This is a genomic window from Micromonospora sp. NPDC023644, assembly GCF_040640115.1.
Lineage (GTDB): Bacteria > Actinomycetota > Actinomycetes > Mycobacteriales > Micromonosporaceae > Micromonospora.
In genome coordinates this window covers 75271-93124 of the sequence record NZ_JBFABA010000005.1, presented here as the reverse complement: position 1 = coordinate 93124, position 17854 = coordinate 75271, and the positions used below count along the sequence as shown (strand labels likewise).

Below are 17854 nucleotides of genomic sequence, written 5' to 3'. Positions count from 1 at the left end.
GAGATCTTGCGATCCACCCCGGGAATCTCCGGCACCCGGCACACCATGGAGGCGTTGGATGACAAGTACCACCGTCGCACCCTCCGGCGACGGCACTCGCGACAGCAGCAGGAAACGGCCGGGCCGGGGAAGGAAGTACAACCGCCGGGAGGCGCTGGCCGGCTACCTCTTCATCTCGCCGTGGATCATCGGCTTCCTCGTCTTCACCGCCGGATCGATGATCTACAGCCTGGTCATCTCGTTCAGCAAGTACAACCTGGCGACGAACGTCATCCGACCGACCGGGACCAGCAACTACGAGGCGTTGCTGGAGAATCCGAAGGTCGCCAAGTCGCTGGCGAACACCCTGTTCTACGCCGTGCTGGCCGTACCCCTGGAGATCTGCTTCGCGCTGCTGCTGGCCGTGCTGCTCAACCGGGTGGGCCGCGGCGCGGGGTTCTTCCGCACGGTCTACTACCTGCCGAAGATGACCCCGGCGGTGGCCACGGCGTCGATCTTCTTCCTGCTGCTGAACGGCAACACCGGCGCCATCAACCAGGGCCTGCGCTTCATCGGCATCGAGGGCCCGCAGTGGCTGGTCGACCCCACGTGGGTCAAGCCGTCGATCGTGCTCATGACCCTCTGGACGGTCAGCGGCACGATGGTCATCTTCCTGGCCGCGCTGAAGAACGTGCCGCGTGACCTGTACGAGGTCGCCTCGCTCGACGGGGCGGGACCCGTCCGCCAGTTCTTCTCCATCACCCTGCCGATGATCTCCGGGGCGATGTTCTTCAACGTCATCATCCTGACCATCGCGGCTTTCCAGGTCTTCGACCAGGCGTACCTGCTGTTCTGGCGGGACCAGAACAACGTGGCGCCCGAGGCGTCGCTGTTCTACGCGGTCTACCTGTTCCAGGAGGCGTTCCGGCAGTTCAACTTCGGCTTCGCCGCGGCGATGGCCTGGCTGCTCTTCGTCATCCTGATGATCCTGACCTTCATCCAGGTCAAGGTCGGCAACCGCTTCGTGTACTACGAGGGAGAGCGGTCGTGACGACAATCGGCCCCAGCACCGCACCCACCGCGGCCCCCGTCCTGGCCCAGGCCGTGGACGCCGCGCCCCCCGGAGGGCGACGGGATCCCGGGCGCCGACCCACGAGGTGGACGATCGGGCGGGTACTGCTCACCCTCCTGCTCGTCGGGTTCGCCGCGTTGTTCCTGTATCCCCTGGTCTGGCTGGTCGCGGCCAGCCTCAAGCCGGCCAGCCAGGTGTTCGACAACTCGTTGATCCCCGAGACCTGGCGGTGGGACAACTACGTCCAGGTCTGGAGCGAGCTGCCGCTGCTGCACTGGGTGTTCAACAGTGTGTCGATCTCACTGCTCGCCGCGGTAACGGTCGCCATCTCCAGCTCGATGGTGGCCTTCGGCTTCGCCTACTTCCGCTTTCCCGGCCGCAACCTCCTGTTCGGGCTGGTCCTGGGCACGATGATGCTGCCCGGCGCGGTCACGATGATCCCGATGTACCTGATCTGGAAGGAAGCGGGCTTCCTCGGCACCTGGGTGCCGCTGTTCGGCGCCAACCTGTTCGGCTCGGCGTTCTACATCTTCCTGCAACGGCAGTTCTACCTGAGCCTGCCCCGGGAACTGTTCGAGGCGGCCCGGATCGACGGGACCAACTACTGGCAGCTGTTCTGGAAGATTGCCATGCCGCTGTCCATCCCGTCGTTCGTCATCGTCTTCCTGTTCGAGTTCCAGGCGGCGTGGAACAACTTCCAGGGCGCGCTGATCTATCTCAACGGGGAGTCGATGGAGGACTTCACCGCTCCGCTCGGCATCGCGTACGCCATGACGAAGTACAGCCCCACGGCCGGCGGGGAGGGCGACTACCAGTACGTCATGGTCGCCTCGCTGCTCGTCACGCTGCCCATGCTGCTGTTGTTCAGCTTCGGCCAGCGGTACTTCATCGAAGGCGTCGCCACCCAGGGACGCAAGGGCTGATCCCCGACACGCGGTCGGGGCCCGGCGCGGAGCCGGGCCCCGACCGCGTCGTCGCTTCCCCTGGGGTCGCGCCGAGCCAGCGACGGGCGGGGCGGCGACAGCCTGGGTACCGCTTTCCTGGTCACCGGCACGACGTTCTTCGCGGTGCGCTGCTGGAGCGTGAACTACCGGATCGGCGACCCGACGGCTCCGGCGTACGACGCCGGGCTTGCCGAATTCGTCACCGCCTCGTACGAGTCCAATGGCGGGCCCGCCGGCTGGAACGCCATGCTCAACCGCCGCGAGACCTGTTCGACCTGCCATGACCGGTACCGACTGGAGAACCTCGGAATCTGCACCGGCTGCATGCGGTACACCTGCTACGGCTGCGGCGAGCACGAATCCTGCGCCGGCGAGCTGCTCTGATCGCGAGGCTGTGCGTCGTCCTTCTCCGCGCGCACCCCAGCATCATGCCGCACCCCCTCGCCGTCTGCGTACGGCGCGATCACGGTCGAGGGATCGCTCAGCCACCCCTTCGGACACGAGAGGGGTCCGACGCACTAGCATTGCCCCAGTCCGGGACGGCTCTGCTGAAACGAGGCGAAATGCGTTGGTTCCAGCGGTTGCTGGGCGGCGGGCGGGTCCAGCTCGACCCGGGACGACAGCAGGCGCTGCTACGGGACGTCCAGCACCGGTACGGCGCCCACGCGCAGATCCGGTTTCCCGAGCAGGTCGAGGCGATCACCGGGATGCTGACCGGCGACGACGGCCTGGTGGTGGCGGCCCGGATAGTGAGCCAGGTCGCCGACGAGGCCTACGCTGACCTACAGTCCCAGGCCCACGAGATACACCGACGGACGGGCCGGCGCCTCCTGGTGCACCGCCGCAACTACCGGCCGCTGTGGGTGGAGGCCGGCCCGGCGCTGCGCTGGCCACTGTTCGCGTTGCCGAGCGGCTTCCACCCGTACGTCCAGGTGGCCGCCGCCGTCGCGGTGGTCGGCAGCCAGGCGTCCCGGCTCGACCGGGTGACCGACCCGCACCCGCTGGTGACCCACGTCTTCGAGGTGCTCGACCTCACCACCGCCGGCTGGGAGTACGGCCGGGTGCGGATCGACACCGACGCCGCCGCCCTGGCGGATCGACTGATCTCGAGCGCCGGGCAGATCCTCGCGGCCATGGACGACCCGCCCCGGCTGCCACCCGCGGTCCGTGAGCTGATGCGCCGCAACAACACCCTCCACGTGCACGATCCGGCCGGCCCCCGGGCCGTGGGTGCCATCAACCTGGGCGCGAGGATGCGGGAGCGTCTCCTGGTCTGAAGACACCGCTTGTGGTGACCGAGCAGCAGCGGGACCGGGCGAAGGTCAGTGCTTCTTCCATCGCACGGCCAACTGCCGGTACTGCGCGACCAACTCGTCCCGGGTCGCTCCCCCGCCGTAGACGGAACTCCACAGCAGGTCCCGGAAGCGGAGGTAGTCGAGGTCCTGTGGGGTCGCCTTCTGGTCATCGTCGAGCGGCCACCCTCTGCTCGCCATGTACTGCTCACCAGCCGCCCTGACGTCGGCCATGCGCACCACGAGTTCGTAGTTTCCGAACGCCGGGTCGTCGGGGTTGACGACGGGCGGGATCTCAGCCTCCGACGTGAAACCCAGACCCGCGAACAGCATCAACACGGCGTCCTGCATCACCGGCAGGTCGCCTTCGCGGCCGGTGACGACGGCCGCCACGGCGTCCGTCGACGGCGTCCGGCCTGCCTCCACCGCCCAGCCACGCAACGCCTCCACCGCGACGTCGGGGTCGACCCGCCCGGGCCTGCCCTCCGGGTGCCGGTACCCGCACGGCTCGTCCGTGTCGGGTAGGTGCAGCGAGAAGCTGCGGCCCGCCGGCGTCCGGCACTCCAGGTGGGCGCAGGCGCTGTTGGACACGTACGCCGCCAGCGCTGGTGCCGCCGTGACCGCCGCGAGACCCTCCACCCCCGCGGACAACCGCAGCCGCTCCGTGCGGAACGGCGTGACTCCCACCCGCTGCCAGCCCTGGCCCAGGTCGTAGAGCCCGAGCTTGTTGCCCCAGGGGGTCGGCGTGGCGAAGCAAGAGCCGAACGCCTCGCGCACCCCCGGCTGCGACGCAAGCGTGGCGGTCGTCGGTCTTGCCAGCAGCAGCGTCCCGAACCAGCCCATGAGGTCGAACTCTAGGGGGTGACGGAACCCGGGCCGTCGAGCCTGTCCTGCAACGGATTCGTCACGCCTCTGGAACTCCGAAACCCGATAGCCATGCCGACTCGGCCGATGCGATGATCGACATCCGGGTCGCTAGCTCAATGGCAGAGCATTCGACTGAGTAGCGCGTCCGCTCTCCGCCTGTGCGGTCATGGCAGCGCTTCCTTCTCCTTGTTGGATCGAAGGGTTCGGGGTTCGAGTCCCCGGCGACCCACTGTGCCGCGGCTGCACGCCGGCAACCGCCGGAGTCGACCGGACCGGAGGACCACGTGCTCGAGAAGCTGATCATCCAGAAGACCCTGCGCGTGCCGGCCAGCAGCGGCCCGGCCGGCGACGGCACACCGGTGGCCCGGCAACTGGACGCGGCGCTGCTCGATGTCGGGTTCTCGGCGTCGCGGGCGTTGCTGGAACACATCGGCACCCTGGCCCCCGCGCCGGCGATGGACCTCGCCGCCACGGTCGTCTCGGCGGTACGCGAGCTGGTGGGCGACCACGTCCAGCACAACGCCTACTTCATCGGCTTCCCCGACGGCGTGCCGGACACCATCGAGTTCTGGACGGACCGGCTACGGGCGGCCATCCTCACCGGCGGCGGCACGGCGACCGACGAGCAGCTGCGGGACGCCGTCGCGTCGGGCGGGGTGAACCTGCTCGACCTGCCGGCCTACGGGACCTACCAGCACACCTACGCCGAGCTGTTGGCCGCGCACGACGACCTGGTCACCGCAGCCGGTGACCGGGTAACCCTGCTGCGTCTCGGCGACACCGCCGACGTGGAGGCGGCGCGGCTCTATCTGGCCCTGGCCGGCAGCGCGACGCCACACGGCGAGGCGGACCTCGCGATCCTCAGCGAACTGGCGGTCGCCTGCGTGGACGGCGCGCAGCCGGCCGAGATTCCGGTGCGGGAGAACCGTGCCGTGCTCAACGGGATCCGGCTCGTCCTCGGCCGGCCGCTGGTCGGCGTGGACACGACGACCGACGTGCTGCGCCTCGCCTGCCAGGTCTCCGGTGGGGACGCCTCGCTCGCGACGCCCACGCGGTTGCGTGCCTTCCGGCGCCCGGAGCGGCGGATGCTGCTGGCCGCGCTGAACGAGGTCGTCGGTGCGAGTCCGGAGAAGCTCGGTGACGTCGTGCGCTACGCGGAGCGGTGGAAGCGGCTCGGGGAACGGCTGCACCCGCACGAGTACGACCAGTGGCCGCACGCGCAGGAGGTGTTCGCGGTCGCGCGTGGCGAGCGGCGGGTGCGCACCATCGCCGGCCGCGCGGAGGCGGCGATCCGCGCCAGAGCCGTCGGTCGCGCCGCGTCGGTGCTGTCGGCTGCGCCGGGCCTGCTCCTGCGATCCGCCGACCGGCTGCTGCGGCTGGCGCCGGCATCGGAGCGCACCGCCGTCGTCGAAGCGGTCACCGGTGCGCTCGGCTCGGCGTCGGGCCGGGTGCTTCTCTCGCTGCGGGAGCACGTCGACAACCGGCTGACGCCCGCGTCCGCCCGGATGTACGCGAGCCGCTCGCGCAACGCCTGGGTCGGACCCGACGAGCGGCCGCCACTGCCGGCCGGGCTGGTGGCCGAGCTGTCGTCGCTGCTCGACGCCGAGATCGGCGCCCGGCTGCCGGAGTCGGCACGACCGCTGGTGGTGGACCCGCAGGTGCTCGACGTCGCCCTGCCGCTGTCCGGCAAGGCGACCGAGGACGGTTTCGCGGTCCTGCCGAGAGGCTCGCGGGCATCGGTCTCCGGTGAGCTGCTGCGCTTCTTCACGTACTGGCGCCAGAGCAGCCGTCGCACCGACTACGACCTGTCGGTGCTGCTGCTCGACGACGCGTTCCACAGTGCGGGCCAGGTGTCGTGGACGAACTACCGCCACGACGGCGTGGTGCATTCCGGTGACATCACCGACGCGACGAACGGCGCGACTGAGTTCATCGACGTGCCGCTGACCGCCCGCGGGCACTATGTGGTCCCGCAGGTCAACATCTATTCGGGCGAGTCGTTCGACGAGGTCGCCGAGTCGATGTTCGGATACCAGACCCGCGCACGGGACCAGCTCGGCGCCCCGTTCGATGCACGGACCGTGCGGGCGCGTTCGCACCTGCGCGGCCAGGGTCGCGTCGCGCTGCCGATGGTGTTCGCCAGGAGCGAGCATGGCTGGCAGGCCGTGTGGCTGCACCTGTACCTGCGGGGTACGCCGTCGTTCAACCGGGTGGAGGAGAACACGTTCACCACGGCCGACCGGGTACGGGCGCTGATGGAGCGGCGTCACCTCACCGTGTCCTACCTTGTCGACCGCTGGCGGGCGCGGGCGGAGGTGACGATGTGGAACGGCCGGCTGCCGGACGAGCCGGTCACCTTCATCGGCATCGAGGCGCCCGACGACCTGCCGGACGGATCGGAGGCGTATACGCTTGATCGGCTCAGTGAGCTGATCCCTGAGTGAGCGGCGAGAGCCGAGGCCATGCGGGCGCTTCCTGCTATTCCGTTCGATTCGGTACCTCCGCGCAAGCGGAGGACTGGTATTCAGCGCCCGCGCTCTCCTCGGCCCTCGCCTGCCGCTCGCCGGTCACGGTGTCCACCCGGGGTGAGCCACCGGGATCCTTCGGCCACGTTCCCGGAAGGGGAACTCAGAACGCATGTGCTGGATGCGCGCGCCGTGAGGTGAGGACTGCCGGTGACGTAGCGATCGACCAGACGGACGGACAGGACCATCTCGATCGGGCGGCCGGCGCGCACGATCGGCATGAACGCGTGTCGGCCTCAGTCGGCTGGGGGGGTCCCAACGTGCGGTCGAGGCGACGATGCGAGCGCCCACCGCGTCCGGGTCGACGAGCCGGTGCAGCGTTTCAGCGGGGTGCCCGTCTGGCCTCGACGAGGGTCCGCGTCGAGTGGGCCACGAAGGCGCCGTGGTGGCGGATGTGGGCGTCCAGTCGCTCGAGGGTGCCCCGGTACCGCTCCACGGTGAAGTCGGGCACCCACCACACGCACTTGCGCAGGATGTAGACGACCGCGCCGATGTCGAAGAACTCCATCCGGCAACGAGCGGTGCGCAGGTCCACGATCTCGAGCGCCGCCGCCCGCGCGGCCGCGGCCTCACGATCGGGTTGACGGCCGAGCCGCTCCCGCGGCAGCGGGCCGCAGAAGAACTCGATGAGCTCGAACGCGGAGGCCGGCCCGACGTGCTGGGCGAGGTACGTGCCGTCATCGGTGAGCACGCGGGCGATCTCGCTCCAGTCGGGGTCCACCGGATGACGGCTCGTCACCAGATCGAAGCTGGCATCGGGAAAGGGCAGGGGCCGGCCCTGCTCGACGGGCACGACCTCGACACCGCGGGGCGACAACGCCCGACGGGCGCGCTCGGCGTTCGGGCGCCAGCCCTCGGTGACGACCATTCTCGGCGGTAGGTGCGGCACCCCGGCGATGATCTCGCCGCCACCGGTGTCGATGTCCAGGGCCGAGGTGACGTGGGGCAGGCGGGACGCGATCAACCGCGAGTACCCCCACGGCGGCCGCTCTTCCGTTGCCCGGCCCTCGAGCCAGGCGAAGTCCCAGCCGGACACGTCCGCTGCGGCGGCCTCATCGACCAGGTCACTGAACGTACGCACACCGAGCATCCTGCCGGCGCCGTCAACCGGTTTGCGTGGCCGCGTCGCGTCCGCTCGTCGGCACGACCGCGCACCGCCATCCATGGACAGGGGCTCCGTCGGGTGACGCGCGGTCGGCGGCAGCTGCGGACGCGGCAGTGACAGCGGGTTGACAAGCCCGAGCCGGCTGCGGCAACCTTGCAGCCGGCCACGCGATCGGCGTGGGCACTCTGCATGAGGGAATGACGCCTGTGATCCGGGTAGGCCGAGCGGCCGCCTGAGTGTTGACGACGCGACGAATGATCGTCGCGCGGCTCCATCACGGATGAGCGGTCCAACGTTTCTGTCCGCGCACCGCAGCTTCTCTCCTGCATCGAGGTTCACGTTGATCATGGATGTCCGCATCCAGCAGTCCGTCGTCGCCAACCTGTCCAACCGACCCGCGCCCGTAGAGGTGGGGCCGTTCGTGATCGGGATGGATCCGACCACGACCAGTCCCTACATCAACTACGCGACGCCGCGTCCCGGTGCCGCCATCACCGCGGCCGATGTCACCGCCCTGGTCGCCGCCTTCCAGGCGGCTGATCGCAAACCCCGCCTGGAGTACGTCACCAGCTGCGCCCCCAGCCTGGAAGCACTCCTGACCGCCGCCGGCTTCACCGTGGAAGCCCGGCACACCTACCTGCTCTGTACGCCCGACACAGTGAAGGCACCACCCACGCTCGACCACCTCGGTCTGCACGAACCGGGCACCGATGCTCAGCGCGCCGCGCTGATCAGCGCGCAGAACGAAGCCTTCGGCGGCGACCCGGTGGCCTCCGAGGCCGACGTGGCCCGCCTCCGGCACCAGCAGGGCGCCGGAGGGGTGGCCGTCATGGCCGTCACTGACGACGGCACCTGCGCAGGAGGTGGCGGGGCGGCCCCGCCCACCGGCGCGGTGAGCGAGGTCGCCGGCATCGCCGTCCGCAAGCCCTACCGCCGCCGGGGACTGGCGGGCGCGATCACCGCCGAGACAACCCGGCGCCTGTTCACGGCAGGCGCGGAGATCGCCTGGCTGGAGGCCTCCGGCGAGGAATCGTGGCGGATCTACGAGCGCGCCGGCTACCGACCTGCCGGTCAACGGCTCTACATCGCCCTGAACTGAGGTCCGTCACAGCGCCCGGGCCGAGGTCACCGACCAAGGCCCGGGCCATCTCCGCGGTTCACTGCACTGGCGAAGCAGGCGGAGTTCTCCCGGCACCACGAAGCGACCGCTGATGGGCAGGACCGCTCGCTGGGCCGTCGCTCCTGCGCCACGTACCGATCCGCGCGGATCGGTACGTGGCGACGCCCTCCCCCTGCCGGTGCTCTTCACCGGGTCCCCGACCCGCCGTGCCAGCATGGCCTCGTGCGCAACCAGCAACGCCTACGGACACGGACGCCCGAGTCGCGAGCCTTCGCGGAGCGCGTACGGCTCGTCATGGACCTGACCTCGCGCCTCAACGCGCTGCCGTTCGACGACCTCGAAGGGCGCAGGACGCTCCTGACCGAGATCTTCGGCGCACCGATCCCGGACTCCCTGTCCATCCTGCCCCCGTTCCACTGCGACTACGGGCTTGGCGCGTCGTTCGGCGAGCGCGTGTTCATCAACCAGGGGTGCTTCTTCCTCGACTACGGGGGCATCACCGTCGGTGACCGCGTCATGATCGGTCCCCGGGTGACCCTGAGCACGGCCGGGCACCCCGTCGAACTCGACGAACGGTACGACTTCATCACGCACGCGCCCATCGTCATCGAGGATGACGTGTGGATCGGCGCCGCCGCCACGGTCACCCCTGGGGTGACGATCGGTCGCGGCTCGGTCGTCGGCGCGGGCGCCGTCGTCGCGCAGGACGTGCCGCCGCTGACTGTGGTGACGGCGACGAGCGTGGTCGAGCGAAAGCGTCTGAAGCCACCGCCCGCCGCCTCCTGATGCCTGCGTTGCTCGCCTTGCTGCATCTCGGTGGTGAGCGGGCACTCGACTCCGCGGTTCTGGCCTACGGTCAGGCTGTGATTGGTGATCGGCGGCGTTATCGCTATGTCGGGCCTGCGGACATAGCGTCGGTCGCGTTGCAGGGTGGCGAGGGCCGGCTGATCCGGTCGGCGAAGGAGTTCAGCTCCTGGGTGGATTCGGTGGATGCCCGGGAGTTGGCGGAGCCGTTCACCTATGTGGTGGATGCCAATGGCGTACTGCGGCTTGCGGCTCGACGCAGTGAGCACGTGGCATGCGCTGCGGGCGGTGAGGTGCTCGCAGCCGGAGAGATCGCCTTCGTGCGGCGTCCGGATGGATGGTCAGTCAGCGAGGTCAGCAACCAGTCGACGGGTTATTGTCCCGATCCGTCTTGCTGGCCGGCGGTGGCTGCAGCACTGCACCAGGCAGGACTTGATCATCCTGGGCGGCTCACGTCCGAGTTTGTGTTTCGTCGCTGCCTGGACTGTGCCGAGCTGAGCGTGGTCAAAGACGGCGACTTCGTCTGTTATGTCTGTGGTAGCGATCTGCCGCGGGCGTGGAACATCGATCCGGCGTGAAGGTCGGTCGGCCACCCCTCGATCCCTTCTTGCGCCGACTGGCGGCCTGGTCAATTCTGATCGGCATCGTGGCCCGGTTCTGGATCGAGAACCTTGCCTGGTACGAGGTGGTGGGACAGAAGCGATCCGATGAGGATCTCTCCGAACCGGTCTGGGAGTACGTCCGCCAAGATGCGTCTGCGGACCCGTCGGCCGTCGGGTGACCAACAAACGGCGCGGTGGCAGCTCGGCTGGGCTGACACCACGCCTTCGGTCACTACGCCAGCCGAAAGATCAAGCAGGTGCTCGGCTCAGCTGACTGATGGGGTATGCGAGGCATGGTGTCCGACGACGTCTGGTGGTCAACAACTCGGCGGCCCGCTGGGCCCGCTCCGCCGCCTCCCGTCCGCTCGGTCTCCGCACTGCGATGACCTGTCCGCGGCAGATCCGGATGCCCGAGTCAGGCACACCGGTATTCGTGCGGGCGGCCCCGCTCTCTGCGGTCTCGGACCACGACCTTGCCGGGCCCGGTGGTGTTGGCGCAGTGCGGACCGTGCACGTCGAGGCTGGCGAGATCGGTGGTGATCGCGGCTGAACCGAAGTAGGCGGGATCGAGGATGTAGGCCACACGGGTGCCGGCTCCGGCGGGAGCGGAGAACTCCGCAGGTGGCTCGACCGGCCGTAAGCCGATGAGGCTCTGCCGAAAGCCGTGCCCATGTCGCCAGACTTCGACGACGGTCTGCGCACTCACGGCCGCCGCCGCAGCGCTCGACCATCGGTCGCAGGCGAGGAGAGAGTCGTAGTAGCCGAGCTTCGGCATGCCCCGCCCGGTCAAGATGTCCGCCTGGTCGTCGGTCACCGAGAAGACCAGATCAGCAGTGATTTCCGCCACGACGTCGGGCGTGTGACTCGCGGCGACCCTGGTTGGCGGATGAAACGCGTGCCCCACAACCGCGCAAAGCACCCGAGTCGCCAGACGAGGATCTTCCCTGCCTACCCCGAAATACATACCGGGCTGCTTGCGTACGGAGTCGTCGAACTCAAGGACGGCGATCTTCGCGAGGCTGTAGTCAGGCTCCGTCACGCCACCAACGCTATCCCGGCAAGGCACGCGCCCCTCGGCACGAGGGGGCGGCGCAGCCCGTCGGGCAAACGGTGAGAGAACCCCGCGCCCGGTCGGCGGCAGATCCGGATGGCCGCCGAGTTGGCAATCACCCGAACTTCGTCCACTGCCCTTCAGAAACCACTTCGACGGAGCCGTCGACGACCTTGAGGGCCGTCTGTTCGTCGATGGCGTAGGCCGGGACGCCGATGCCGGCCGCCCACCGCTCGGCGTCGGCCAGGGTGTTCGTGGGGAAGTGGTTCAGGTGCGGGAAGATCGAGAAGTCGACGACTCCCAAAGCTCGGTCGTCCGGCGCCGACCGCCATTCGACGAAGTACGACCCGATCCGGGGCGTCATCACCATGCTTCCCGCGCTCACCCCCACCCAGACGGTGTCGGGCAACGAGGGCAGCAGATCGGCCAGCCCGGACTCTCGCATCCAGTGACACAGGTATGTCGCGTCGCCACCGTCGACCAGCAGCGCATCGGTCTCCCGGACCCAGGGAATCCATCGCTCTGCGCCGATGCTGGGCAGCGCCGTGAGCTCGAGGACACCGAGCGAAGCCCAACCCAGGCCGGACAGGTGCTGCCAATCGCGCGCAGGGTCGGCGGCCAAGAAGCCCCGCACCGATGCCGGTCCGCACATCGGGTGACCCCACTGTGCCGTCGGGACGCAAAGGGCGCGGCACTCGGAGACCGGCTTACCGAGAAGCTGCAGGAGCGCCGACTGGATGCTTGGGTTCGTGACACCGCCGGACGTAAGCAAGAGCTTCAAGGTACCTCCAAGTTCGTGAGCGGAGGGCAAATGCGCCTAATGGTTAGGGACCGATCCCGGACCCATCGTAGGCCGGGCCTCTGCCTCTGGAGGCCCCTGAAATTGCTGCGGCGAATGCCGCATCCGGCCCTACCTCGCACAGCACATGCCCCTGACCGAGACGCGCCGGATGCTCCTGTCGCGACGGCCGCTCATCGGCACGACGGGACGCCGACCGACCAAGCATCGTGACGTTGCGTAGCGTGCGACTCGCGGCAGATCAGTACACCGTCTGGAGTCTGACGGCTATTGCCTCGCACCGGACACGATTGCCCGCAGGTCGGCAACGAGATCCTCGATCGATGCAGGCTGTTGTACTACGTGAAACGTATCGGACGCATGATAGAAGGCCCGCACGGGAGCTATGCGCAGCCGGTGCTCGGCGAGAATCTGCGGGATCTGGTCGCGCTTCGCGGCCAGCCGCCAGTCCTGGTCGACGCGGCCTTCATCGAGCATCACCTGAATGACGGTATCCGGTGCGTGACCGTGTTCGGCCAGCAGTTCGGCGTGGCGAATAGTGCGCGGGTAGCCGAACAGCAGCCAGCAGCCCGGCGACCCGGCCAACGTGTACGCAACGAACTCGCCCAACACCTCGTCCGGTACCAGCTCGCCGGCCTGCATGTGTTTCGCGAACCGCCAGCCCCACGCCGTGGCACCCTGCACTGCCGCTCGGCAGAGGTCCCCCACGTTGTGTGCTTGGAGCCCCATGGCATCGCCGAGCTGCATCACGGCGCCCCAAGCGTCGAACACGCCGGGCTCGGCGATGACAGCTATCTTCCGCACGCCTCCACCCTCTCAAAATCCAGAGAGCGCAGATTATCGACACTCGCCTACGTTCTCCGGCGCTAAGCTAATCCGGGCGACGATGCGGGTGCCATACGTTACTGCTTCGACACGCCCCCGGGCGCCGCCTCGACCGAGTGTGGTGACACTGTGTAACGCGCGGTTGGCGGCATGTCAGTGCGTGGCGGGACTCCAGGAGGAGACGCCCCGATGGGGCTCATGGACTGGATCGCGTGGGGCCAGTGGCGCAGAAGGATGTGGTGATCGCTTCTCCGCCAGGCAGGCACTGGCCATCAACCAGTCTTCTGTTCCGCAATGGCTCGCCGAGCACGACCTCGTAGGGCACCTGATCGTTGCTGGGGCAGCTTGCGCCGCCAGGCTGCTTCGGAGCGACGCTGAAGGTCACGACGATCTCGGACTCGCTCGTGCGAATCTCCGGCGTCAAGACCTGCCCCGTGATCCCGCTGTTACAGCCCAGTCGCGAGACGAGGGCAGTAACCCTCGTGGACGATCGCTGAAGGCTCTGGTCCGGACCGAGACTCCAGATGGCGGCATCGCCATCCGTAGCCATCGGAGCCGATGTACTCGAATTGGGCGAAGAGGTCTGACCTGGCCTTGAGGTCTGTGGTTCTGTGGTGCTTCCACATCCCGCCGCCAGGGCCGCCAAGGATGTCCACATCAGTACCGAGGCAGGTCGAAATCGGGTTCTCACGTCAGTGAGACCTGATGCCGCCTCCGCTGGTTCCACCCCAACCTTCGAGCAACGGATCTTGGCGCGTCCGGACGTCGGCGACCGGCACCGACGTCACCTGCGGTGACGAGCCCTTGCGGCAGAAGCGGATGCATGTGTCATCTGTGATCTTCGAAGGCCTAGCCGGCGGGTGTCCGTGTCAGAACGCCTTCTGATCAGCGGAAGGGCGCGCGGCACTGCCGGTGGCCGTTCTGGTTCACGTGCGAGCAATCACGATGGCTTCGTGCGGGCGATCGAACCAGTCGCGATCAAGACGGATACCGGTACGGCGCTCGACGGCAGCGAGCATCCCTGCCACCCACAGACCGGGAGTCCGCATGGCGTCGTAGAGATCAGCAAGCTCGGCGTCGAGCGCGTCGGGTCTGACTCCCGCGCATGGCCATCCAGCTTCCATCGCGGTGATGAGCTCGCCCTGTGTCGCAAAGCTGAACCGTGTCATCGCGTCGACATCCCACCAGGCACTGTGAACCTTCGCGTCGATACTGAGCGCCCGCAGCACCTCCGGGCGGGTGCCCTGGAAGCCGTTGTTTTCGAAGATGGTGACAGCGGGGCCTGCCTGATCGAGATGCAGGACCCATCCGTCGTTCGGGCCGATCTCGTACGCTTCGGACAGGTCGAGCACTTCGAGATCGTCGGGGTCGCCACCAAGTCGGGACGCGACGTCCTCGAGGGCCAGGGCAGCGCCGAGCGGCTGTGTCACCGTCCAGCACATCGCCACCGGCAGTCCAGTGGTCTCGAGGTCTTTGTAGTAGGCAAGAACGTCGGAGAGCATGCGGCCATTGTCGATCGCTCCCGACGGGCGCGCGGCCTCCACCCAACCCTCCCGTAGCGTCCGAGGTCACTTCAGCAGACTGGCGCCGGTCACCCACCCGAACGGGACACCAGCCTCGATCGCGGCGGCGATCATCTGCCGGGCCAGGGCCGGCTTCGTCGCGAACCCAACGTCATCCGGCACACCAGCGGCGGCGAGGCGGTCGGGCCGGTCGCGCCAGGTTGTCTCCGGCAGGTAGAGCCGACGATCGATCATCGCCCGCCCCGCCGGTGACACGTAGGCCAGATCAATGCGGCCCGCTGGCTACGACTACCGGCACGAGGGGTATCGACCTTCGCCCGGTGTTCACCGGGAACCGCGGCGCAGATCGGCCACCTCGGCTGACGGCGTGAAGCCGGCCGAGGTGTAGGTAGCTACGGCGCCGACGTTGGAACTCTCCACGCACACACTCGCGCTGGACGAACCCATGTCGCGAAGGGCCGCAGCGGCGGCAAGCGTGATCGCAGTGCCGTAACCATGGCCTCGGTGACTGCGGTGCACGCCCATCGGTTCCAGGAGTCCTGGCCGCCCCGGGCCGGCTGACCACACAGCCGCCACTGCCACGGCGTCGTCGTTCTGATCGAATGCGGCGAGGCAGCGTGCGTCACCGTAGAACGGGCCACCAACCATGGCGAGCCAACCTCCGACCGTGCGGCGTCGGTCGGCATCAGTGAAGGGCGACCCGCGGAACGCGGACCAGTGGACGGCGACCCACATTTCGGCGCGATCGGGCTCGATCGTCTCGATACGCAGACCGCAGTCCTCCACCGGGTCCGAGAGACTGCGGTGGAACGTTGTCCACGGCTCATCCCGCTCCCAACCCCGCTTCAGCAGTAGCTGGGTGAGAAGCCCCGCACCTCGGGCTTCGACGGTCGCACCGTCGGGAGCCAGGACACGCCCTGGTTCGTCCAGATCAGCGGCGAGCCGGCGGGCCAGTGCCTCGTCATCACGCCAGTTGGGAGCGACGGCCATGCGCACCAGTTCGGGGCCGTCCAGCAGCCCGATCGCGAGAACCTCCCCGTCGCGCGACCACATCCGGATGGCAGCGGCCGTAGCCTCGGCACCACGTACCGAGTGCCAGCCGAGATCGCCGGAATGCAGATGCAGCGGTCCCCCGTCGTACTGCCACCCCTTGAGCGCGTCCACCGCTGGTGACAGCTCATCAACGCTCGGGGTGCTCAAAATGATGCTCATGGTGCATCCAAACCCAAGGAGCGACCTGGCAACATCGATTTTGTAGGGAGCCGGCGTTCTCGTCACGGTTCGCCGAATGTCTGTGTCCAGGCCCCGCTGACCCGTCAATCATCGCGTTGACCGTCGCCGAGATCCGCCGCGAGCGGCAGGTCTTCCACGTCTACGCGATCTGGGATGGCTGGGCGTTCGACCACTCGGGCTGGCATCCCGAGGCGCAGTTGCTGGCGGTCAACACAGAGTTCGAAGGCCGCCCGCTGGAGCGCGTCAAGATCACGGTCAGTCTCGCTGAGTTCTGCGAGAAGCACCACAGCCGTATGCCGAACCAGTATTGGCATGACCCGCTCCCCCGTGCTCGCGCGTACGTAGGCCGCTACATTCCACCGTGGGCGTAGCGCCTCCGGTGCACGCTCGTCGGCCGGAGCGCCAGTGTCTCCTCGTCCTTGAGGAGGCACTGGCGCTCCGGCCGCTCGGGTCGGTGCGGCTTTCCGATTTCAGATCCGGGTCATGGTGGAGGCGTAGCCGCCTCCGCCGGGGTAGGTCCATTCGCCGGTGACCGTGGTGTCGTCGGCGCTGAACCTGCCCTCGTAGTAGGCCGGGCTGCCTTTCGCGCCGCCCCAGATGGTCAGCTTGTCGCCGACGAGTTCGTAGACGTAGTCGAAGGTGTTGCCGGCCGCGTCGTAGAACCGCGACACCACGTCCGCGCCGACCGGCTCGCCGAACGGGTGCAGGTTGCCGATGACCTCCAGACCGGTGACGGGTTGGCCGAACTGGCTCAGTTCGATGTGCTGGAGCAGGAAGAACCGGCCGACCATCCACTCGTACCGCACGGTTCCCTCGGCGCCGCCGGTCACCGACCAGGTGCCGACCAGGCGGTCCAGTGCGGTCAGTTCGGCACTCGGCTGGGTGTTCTCAGACATCGCGTCCTCCTCGGTGGGTGCTTGCCGGTACCTCGGAGGCGGCACCCGGGCTTCGACATCGACATGATGTGACTCAGGTCGCACTTCTGGTGCGTCAAGTTTCGCGGTGCGGGCGCGAGGTAGCGGCAAGCACCCACCGAGGAGGAAGTCATGGCCACCATCGCCGCCACCGTTCCTGCCGTCCGCCGCTCGTCCGCCCGCTTGCTCCTTGCCGGCGGCCTCGCCGGACCGGTCTTTTCAGCCTCGGCCGTGACGCAGATGCTCATGCGGGAGGGCTACGACATCACACGGCACCCGATCAGCCAGCTGGCCACCGGAAGTCTCGGCTGGATCCAGATCACCACGTTCGTGCTCGCCGGCCTCGGCGGGATCGCCCTCGCCATCGGTGTCCGGCGCACGCTCACCGAGGGCACCGGCCGGCGTGTGCTGCCAATCCTCGTCGGGATCTTCGGTGCCGGGCTCGTCGCGGCCGGGGTGTTCACCATGGATCCGGAGTACGGCTTCCCGGTAGGGACTCCTGACGGGCCGGTCGACGAGATGTCCTGGCACAGCATCGCGCACTCGGCGGCGGCCGCCATCGCCTTCACCGCGCTGGCCGTCGCCGCCATCGTGCTGACCATCCGTCACGTCCGCCGTCGGGCCGCCCTGCCGGCGGTACTGAACGGCCTCGCCGCGCTCATCCTGCTGATGCCGATGTCGCCGAGCCACATGAGCATCCAGATCGCCGTGAACGGCCTGGTCGCCTTCACCTGGACGACGGTCGTCGCCCTCTCCCTGCGCCGTTCGAGCTGGTCGGCGTAGCGTGATCCGAGCCCCGCGAACACGAGGATGACCATGAAGTATCTGCTGCTCAGCTACACACCGGCCGCCGCCTGGGACGCCGCGACCGCCGACACCCCGTCCGAGGAGGCGCTGGCCGCGTTCGCCGCGTACCAGCGGTTCGAACAGGAGCTGATCGAGACCGGCGAGTTCGTCAGCAGCGAGGGACTCGGTCACCCGGCGGTCAGCACCACGGTCCGCAGGACCCCGACCGGCGTGGTGGCCACCGACGGCCCGTTCGTCGAGCTCAAGGAGGTCCTGGCCAGCTTCGCGGTGATCGACGTGGGCAGCCAGGAGCGCGCCGTCGAGATCGTCTCGCGGATGGTCGAGGTTCTGGGCGAGCCGATGGTGATCCGGCCGATCATGGGCGCGGACTTCGCGGCATGAGCCGCCGCATC

At 68.4% G+C, this 17854-nt stretch carries 20 protein-coding genes, 1 tRNA gene and 1 pseudogene; 13 read left to right on the top strand and 9 right to left on the bottom strand.

Annotated elements, in window-relative coordinates; translation table 11 throughout:
- Positions 1–58: 58 nt before the first annotated feature.
- The 4 genes from AB0G08_RS06120 to AB0G08_RS06105 all read left to right on the top strand — a co-directional run bounded on the left by AB0G08_RS06120 (position 59) and on the right by AB0G08_RS06105 (position 3272).
- On the top strand, positions 59–1030 hold the full coding sequence (locus AB0G08_RS06120) for a sugar ABC transporter permease (RefSeq protein WP_121398025.1): 972 nt from the start codon (positions 59–61) through the stop codon (positions 1028–1030).
- On the top strand, positions 1027–1974 hold the full coding sequence (locus AB0G08_RS06115; RefSeq protein ID WP_358083842.1) for a carbohydrate ABC transporter permease: 948 nt from the start codon (positions 1027–1029) through the stop codon (positions 1972–1974). The genes AB0G08_RS06120 and AB0G08_RS06115 overlap by 4 nt, the downstream gene beginning before the upstream one ends.
- A gap of 159 nt (positions 1975–2133) precedes the next feature.
- Positions 2134–2379 carry a hypothetical protein gene (locus AB0G08_RS06110; RefSeq protein WP_358083840.1) on the top strand — a complete coding sequence of 82 codons (246 nt, stop codon included), beginning with the start codon at positions 2134–2136 and terminating at the stop codon, positions 2377–2379.
- A 179-nt stretch (positions 2380–2558) separates the two neighbouring features.
- The gene (locus tag AB0G08_RS06105) at positions 2559–3272 is read left to right on the top strand and encodes a hypothetical protein (RefSeq protein WP_358083836.1); all 714 of its coding nucleotides are present in this window, start codon (positions 2559–2561) and stop codon (positions 3270–3272) included.
- Positions 3273–3317: 45 nt separating this feature from the next.
- Here AB0G08_RS06105 and AB0G08_RS06100 read toward each other — a convergent pair whose 3' ends face one another.
- A complete protein-coding gene (locus AB0G08_RS06100) occupies positions 3318–4130 on the bottom strand; it encodes a hypothetical protein (protein WP_358083833.1) in 813 nt (270 codons plus the stop codon).
- Between the two features lie 126 nt (positions 4131–4256).
- Here AB0G08_RS06100 and AB0G08_RS06095 point away from each other — a divergent pair.
- Both AB0G08_RS06095 and AB0G08_RS06090 read left to right on the top strand, forming a co-directional pair.
- Positions 4257–4383, top strand: a tRNA-OTHER gene (locus tag AB0G08_RS06095).
- A 55-nt stretch (positions 4384–4438) separates the two neighbouring features.
- A complete protein-coding gene (locus AB0G08_RS06090) occupies positions 4439–6598 on the top strand; it encodes a hypothetical protein (RefSeq protein WP_358083830.1) in 2160 nt (719 codons plus the stop codon).
- A 403-nt stretch (positions 6599–7001) separates the two neighbouring features.
- On the opposite strand, the gene AB0G08_RS06085 is transcribed toward AB0G08_RS06090, so the two are convergent.
- Positions 7002–7760 carry a methyltransferase domain-containing protein gene (locus AB0G08_RS06085; RefSeq protein ID WP_358083827.1) on the bottom strand — a complete coding sequence of 253 codons (759 nt, stop codon included), beginning with the start codon at positions 7758–7760 and terminating at the stop codon, positions 7002–7004.
- A 304-nt stretch (positions 7761–8064) separates the two neighbouring features.
- Here AB0G08_RS06085 and AB0G08_RS06080 point away from each other — a divergent pair, with 304 nt between their 5' ends.
- The 4 genes from AB0G08_RS06080 (at position 8065) to AB0G08_RS06065 (ending at position 10489) form a co-directional block, all read left to right on the top strand.
- Positions 8065–8883: a GNAT family N-acetyltransferase gene (locus AB0G08_RS06080; protein WP_358083824.1), complete on the top strand. Its 819-nt coding sequence runs from the start codon at positions 8065–8067 to the stop codon at positions 8881–8883.
- A 243-nt stretch (positions 8884–9126) separates the two neighbouring features.
- The gene (locus tag AB0G08_RS06075; protein ID WP_358083822.1) at positions 9127–9690 is read left to right on the top strand and encodes a sugar O-acetyltransferase; all 564 of its coding nucleotides are present in this window, start codon (positions 9127–9129) and stop codon (positions 9688–9690) included.
- A gap of 8 nt (positions 9691–9698) precedes the next feature.
- A complete protein-coding gene (locus AB0G08_RS06070) occupies positions 9699–10286 on the top strand; it encodes a hypothetical protein (RefSeq protein WP_358083819.1) in 588 nt (195 codons plus the stop codon).
- The gene (locus AB0G08_RS06065; RefSeq protein ID WP_358083816.1) at positions 10283–10489 is read left to right on the top strand and encodes a hypothetical protein; all 207 of its coding nucleotides are present in this window, start codon (positions 10283–10285) and stop codon (positions 10487–10489) included. The genes AB0G08_RS06070 and AB0G08_RS06065 overlap by 4 nt, the downstream gene beginning before the upstream one ends.
- Before the next feature lie 236 nt (positions 10490–10725).
- Here AB0G08_RS06065 and AB0G08_RS06060 read toward each other — a convergent pair whose 3' ends face one another.
- The 6 genes and pseudogenes from AB0G08_RS06060 to AB0G08_RS06035 all read right to left on the bottom strand — a co-directional run bounded on the left by AB0G08_RS06060 (position 10726) and on the right by AB0G08_RS06035 (position 15720).
- The gene (locus AB0G08_RS06060; protein WP_358083813.1) at positions 10726–11349 is read right to left on the bottom strand and encodes a hypothetical protein; all 624 of its coding nucleotides are present in this window, start codon (positions 11347–11349) and stop codon (positions 10726–10728) included.
- A gap of 127 nt (positions 11350–11476) precedes the next feature.
- Positions 11477–12142, bottom strand: a complete 666-nt coding sequence (locus tag AB0G08_RS06055) for a Type 1 glutamine amidotransferase-like domain-containing protein (RefSeq protein ID WP_358083811.1) — start codon at positions 12140–12142, stop codon at positions 11477–11479.
- 285 nt (positions 12143–12427) lie between these two features.
- On the bottom strand, positions 12428–12964 hold the full coding sequence (locus AB0G08_RS06050; protein ID WP_358083808.1) for a nucleoside monophosphate kinase: 537 nt from the start codon (positions 12962–12964) through the stop codon (positions 12428–12430).
- Positions 12965–13911: 947 nt separating this feature from the next.
- A complete protein-coding gene (locus AB0G08_RS06045; protein ID WP_358083805.1) occupies positions 13912–14529 on the bottom strand; it encodes a DUF6461 domain-containing protein in 618 nt (205 codons plus the stop codon).
- A gap of 45 nt (positions 14530–14574) precedes the next feature.
- Positions 14575–14769, bottom strand: a pseudogene (locus AB0G08_RS06040) (transposase); the annotation flags it as partial.
- A gap of 63 nt (positions 14770–14832) precedes the next feature.
- A complete protein-coding gene (locus tag AB0G08_RS06035; RefSeq protein ID WP_358083802.1) occupies positions 14833–15720 on the bottom strand; it encodes a GNAT family N-acetyltransferase in 888 nt (295 codons plus the stop codon).
- Between the two features lie 116 nt (positions 15721–15836).
- Between AB0G08_RS06035 and AB0G08_RS06030 the strand changes: the two genes are divergently transcribed.
- Complete coding sequence (locus AB0G08_RS06030) at positions 15837–16112, top strand: hypothetical protein (protein ID WP_358083799.1); 276 nt, start codon at positions 15837–15839, stop codon at positions 16110–16112.
- A gap of 99 nt (positions 16113–16211) precedes the next feature.
- On the opposite strand, the gene AB0G08_RS06025 is transcribed toward AB0G08_RS06030, so the two are convergent.
- Complete coding sequence (locus AB0G08_RS06025) at positions 16212–16637, bottom strand: hypothetical protein (RefSeq protein WP_358083795.1); 426 nt, start codon at positions 16635–16637, stop codon at positions 16212–16214.
- A gap of 258 nt (positions 16638–16895) precedes the next feature.
- Between AB0G08_RS06025 and AB0G08_RS06020 the strand changes: the two genes are divergently transcribed.
- Together AB0G08_RS06020 and AB0G08_RS06015 are read left to right on the top strand one after the other, a co-directional pair.
- A complete protein-coding gene (locus AB0G08_RS06020) occupies positions 16896–17438 on the top strand; it encodes a DUF998 domain-containing protein (RefSeq protein ID WP_358084181.1) in 543 nt (180 codons plus the stop codon).
- A 33-nt stretch (positions 17439–17471) separates the two neighbouring features.
- A complete protein-coding gene (locus AB0G08_RS06015) occupies positions 17472–17843 on the top strand; it encodes a YciI family protein (protein ID WP_358083792.1) in 372 nt (123 codons plus the stop codon).
- Positions 17844–17854: the final 11 nt, after the last annotated feature.

What these genes read in the sequence shown, in the direction of transcription:
- AB0G08_RS06015 (WP_358083792.1), top strand. Translation starts at nt 17,472, where the DNA reads ATGAAGTATCTGCTGCTCAGCTACACACCGGCCGCCGCCTGGGACGCC.
- AB0G08_RS06100 (WP_358083833.1), bottom strand. Translation starts at nt 4,130, where the DNA reads ATGGGCTGGTTCGGGACGCTGCTGCTGGCAAGACCGACGACCGCCACG.
- AB0G08_RS06035 (WP_358083802.1), bottom strand. Translation starts at nt 15,720, where the DNA reads ATGAGCATCATTTTGAGCACCCCGAGCGTTGATGAGCTGTCACCAGCG.
- AB0G08_RS06105 (WP_358083836.1), top strand. Translation starts at nt 2,559, where the DNA reads ATGCGTTGGTTCCAGCGGTTGCTGGGCGGCGGGCGGGTCCAGCTCGAC.
- AB0G08_RS06020 (WP_358084181.1), top strand. Translation starts at nt 16,896, where the DNA reads ATGCTCATGCGGGAGGGCTACGACATCACACGGCACCCGATCAGCCAG.
- AB0G08_RS06025 (WP_358083795.1), bottom strand. Translation starts at nt 16,637, where the DNA reads ATGTCTGAGAACACCCAGCCGAGTGCCGAACTGACCGCACTGGACCGC.
- AB0G08_RS06080 (WP_358083824.1), top strand. Translation starts at nt 8,065, where the DNA reads ATGAGCGGTCCAACGTTTCTGTCCGCGCACCGCAGCTTCTCTCCTGCA.
- AB0G08_RS06120 (WP_121398025.1), top strand. Translation starts at nt 59, where the DNA reads ATGACAAGTACCACCGTCGCACCCTCCGGCGACGGCACTCGCGACAGC.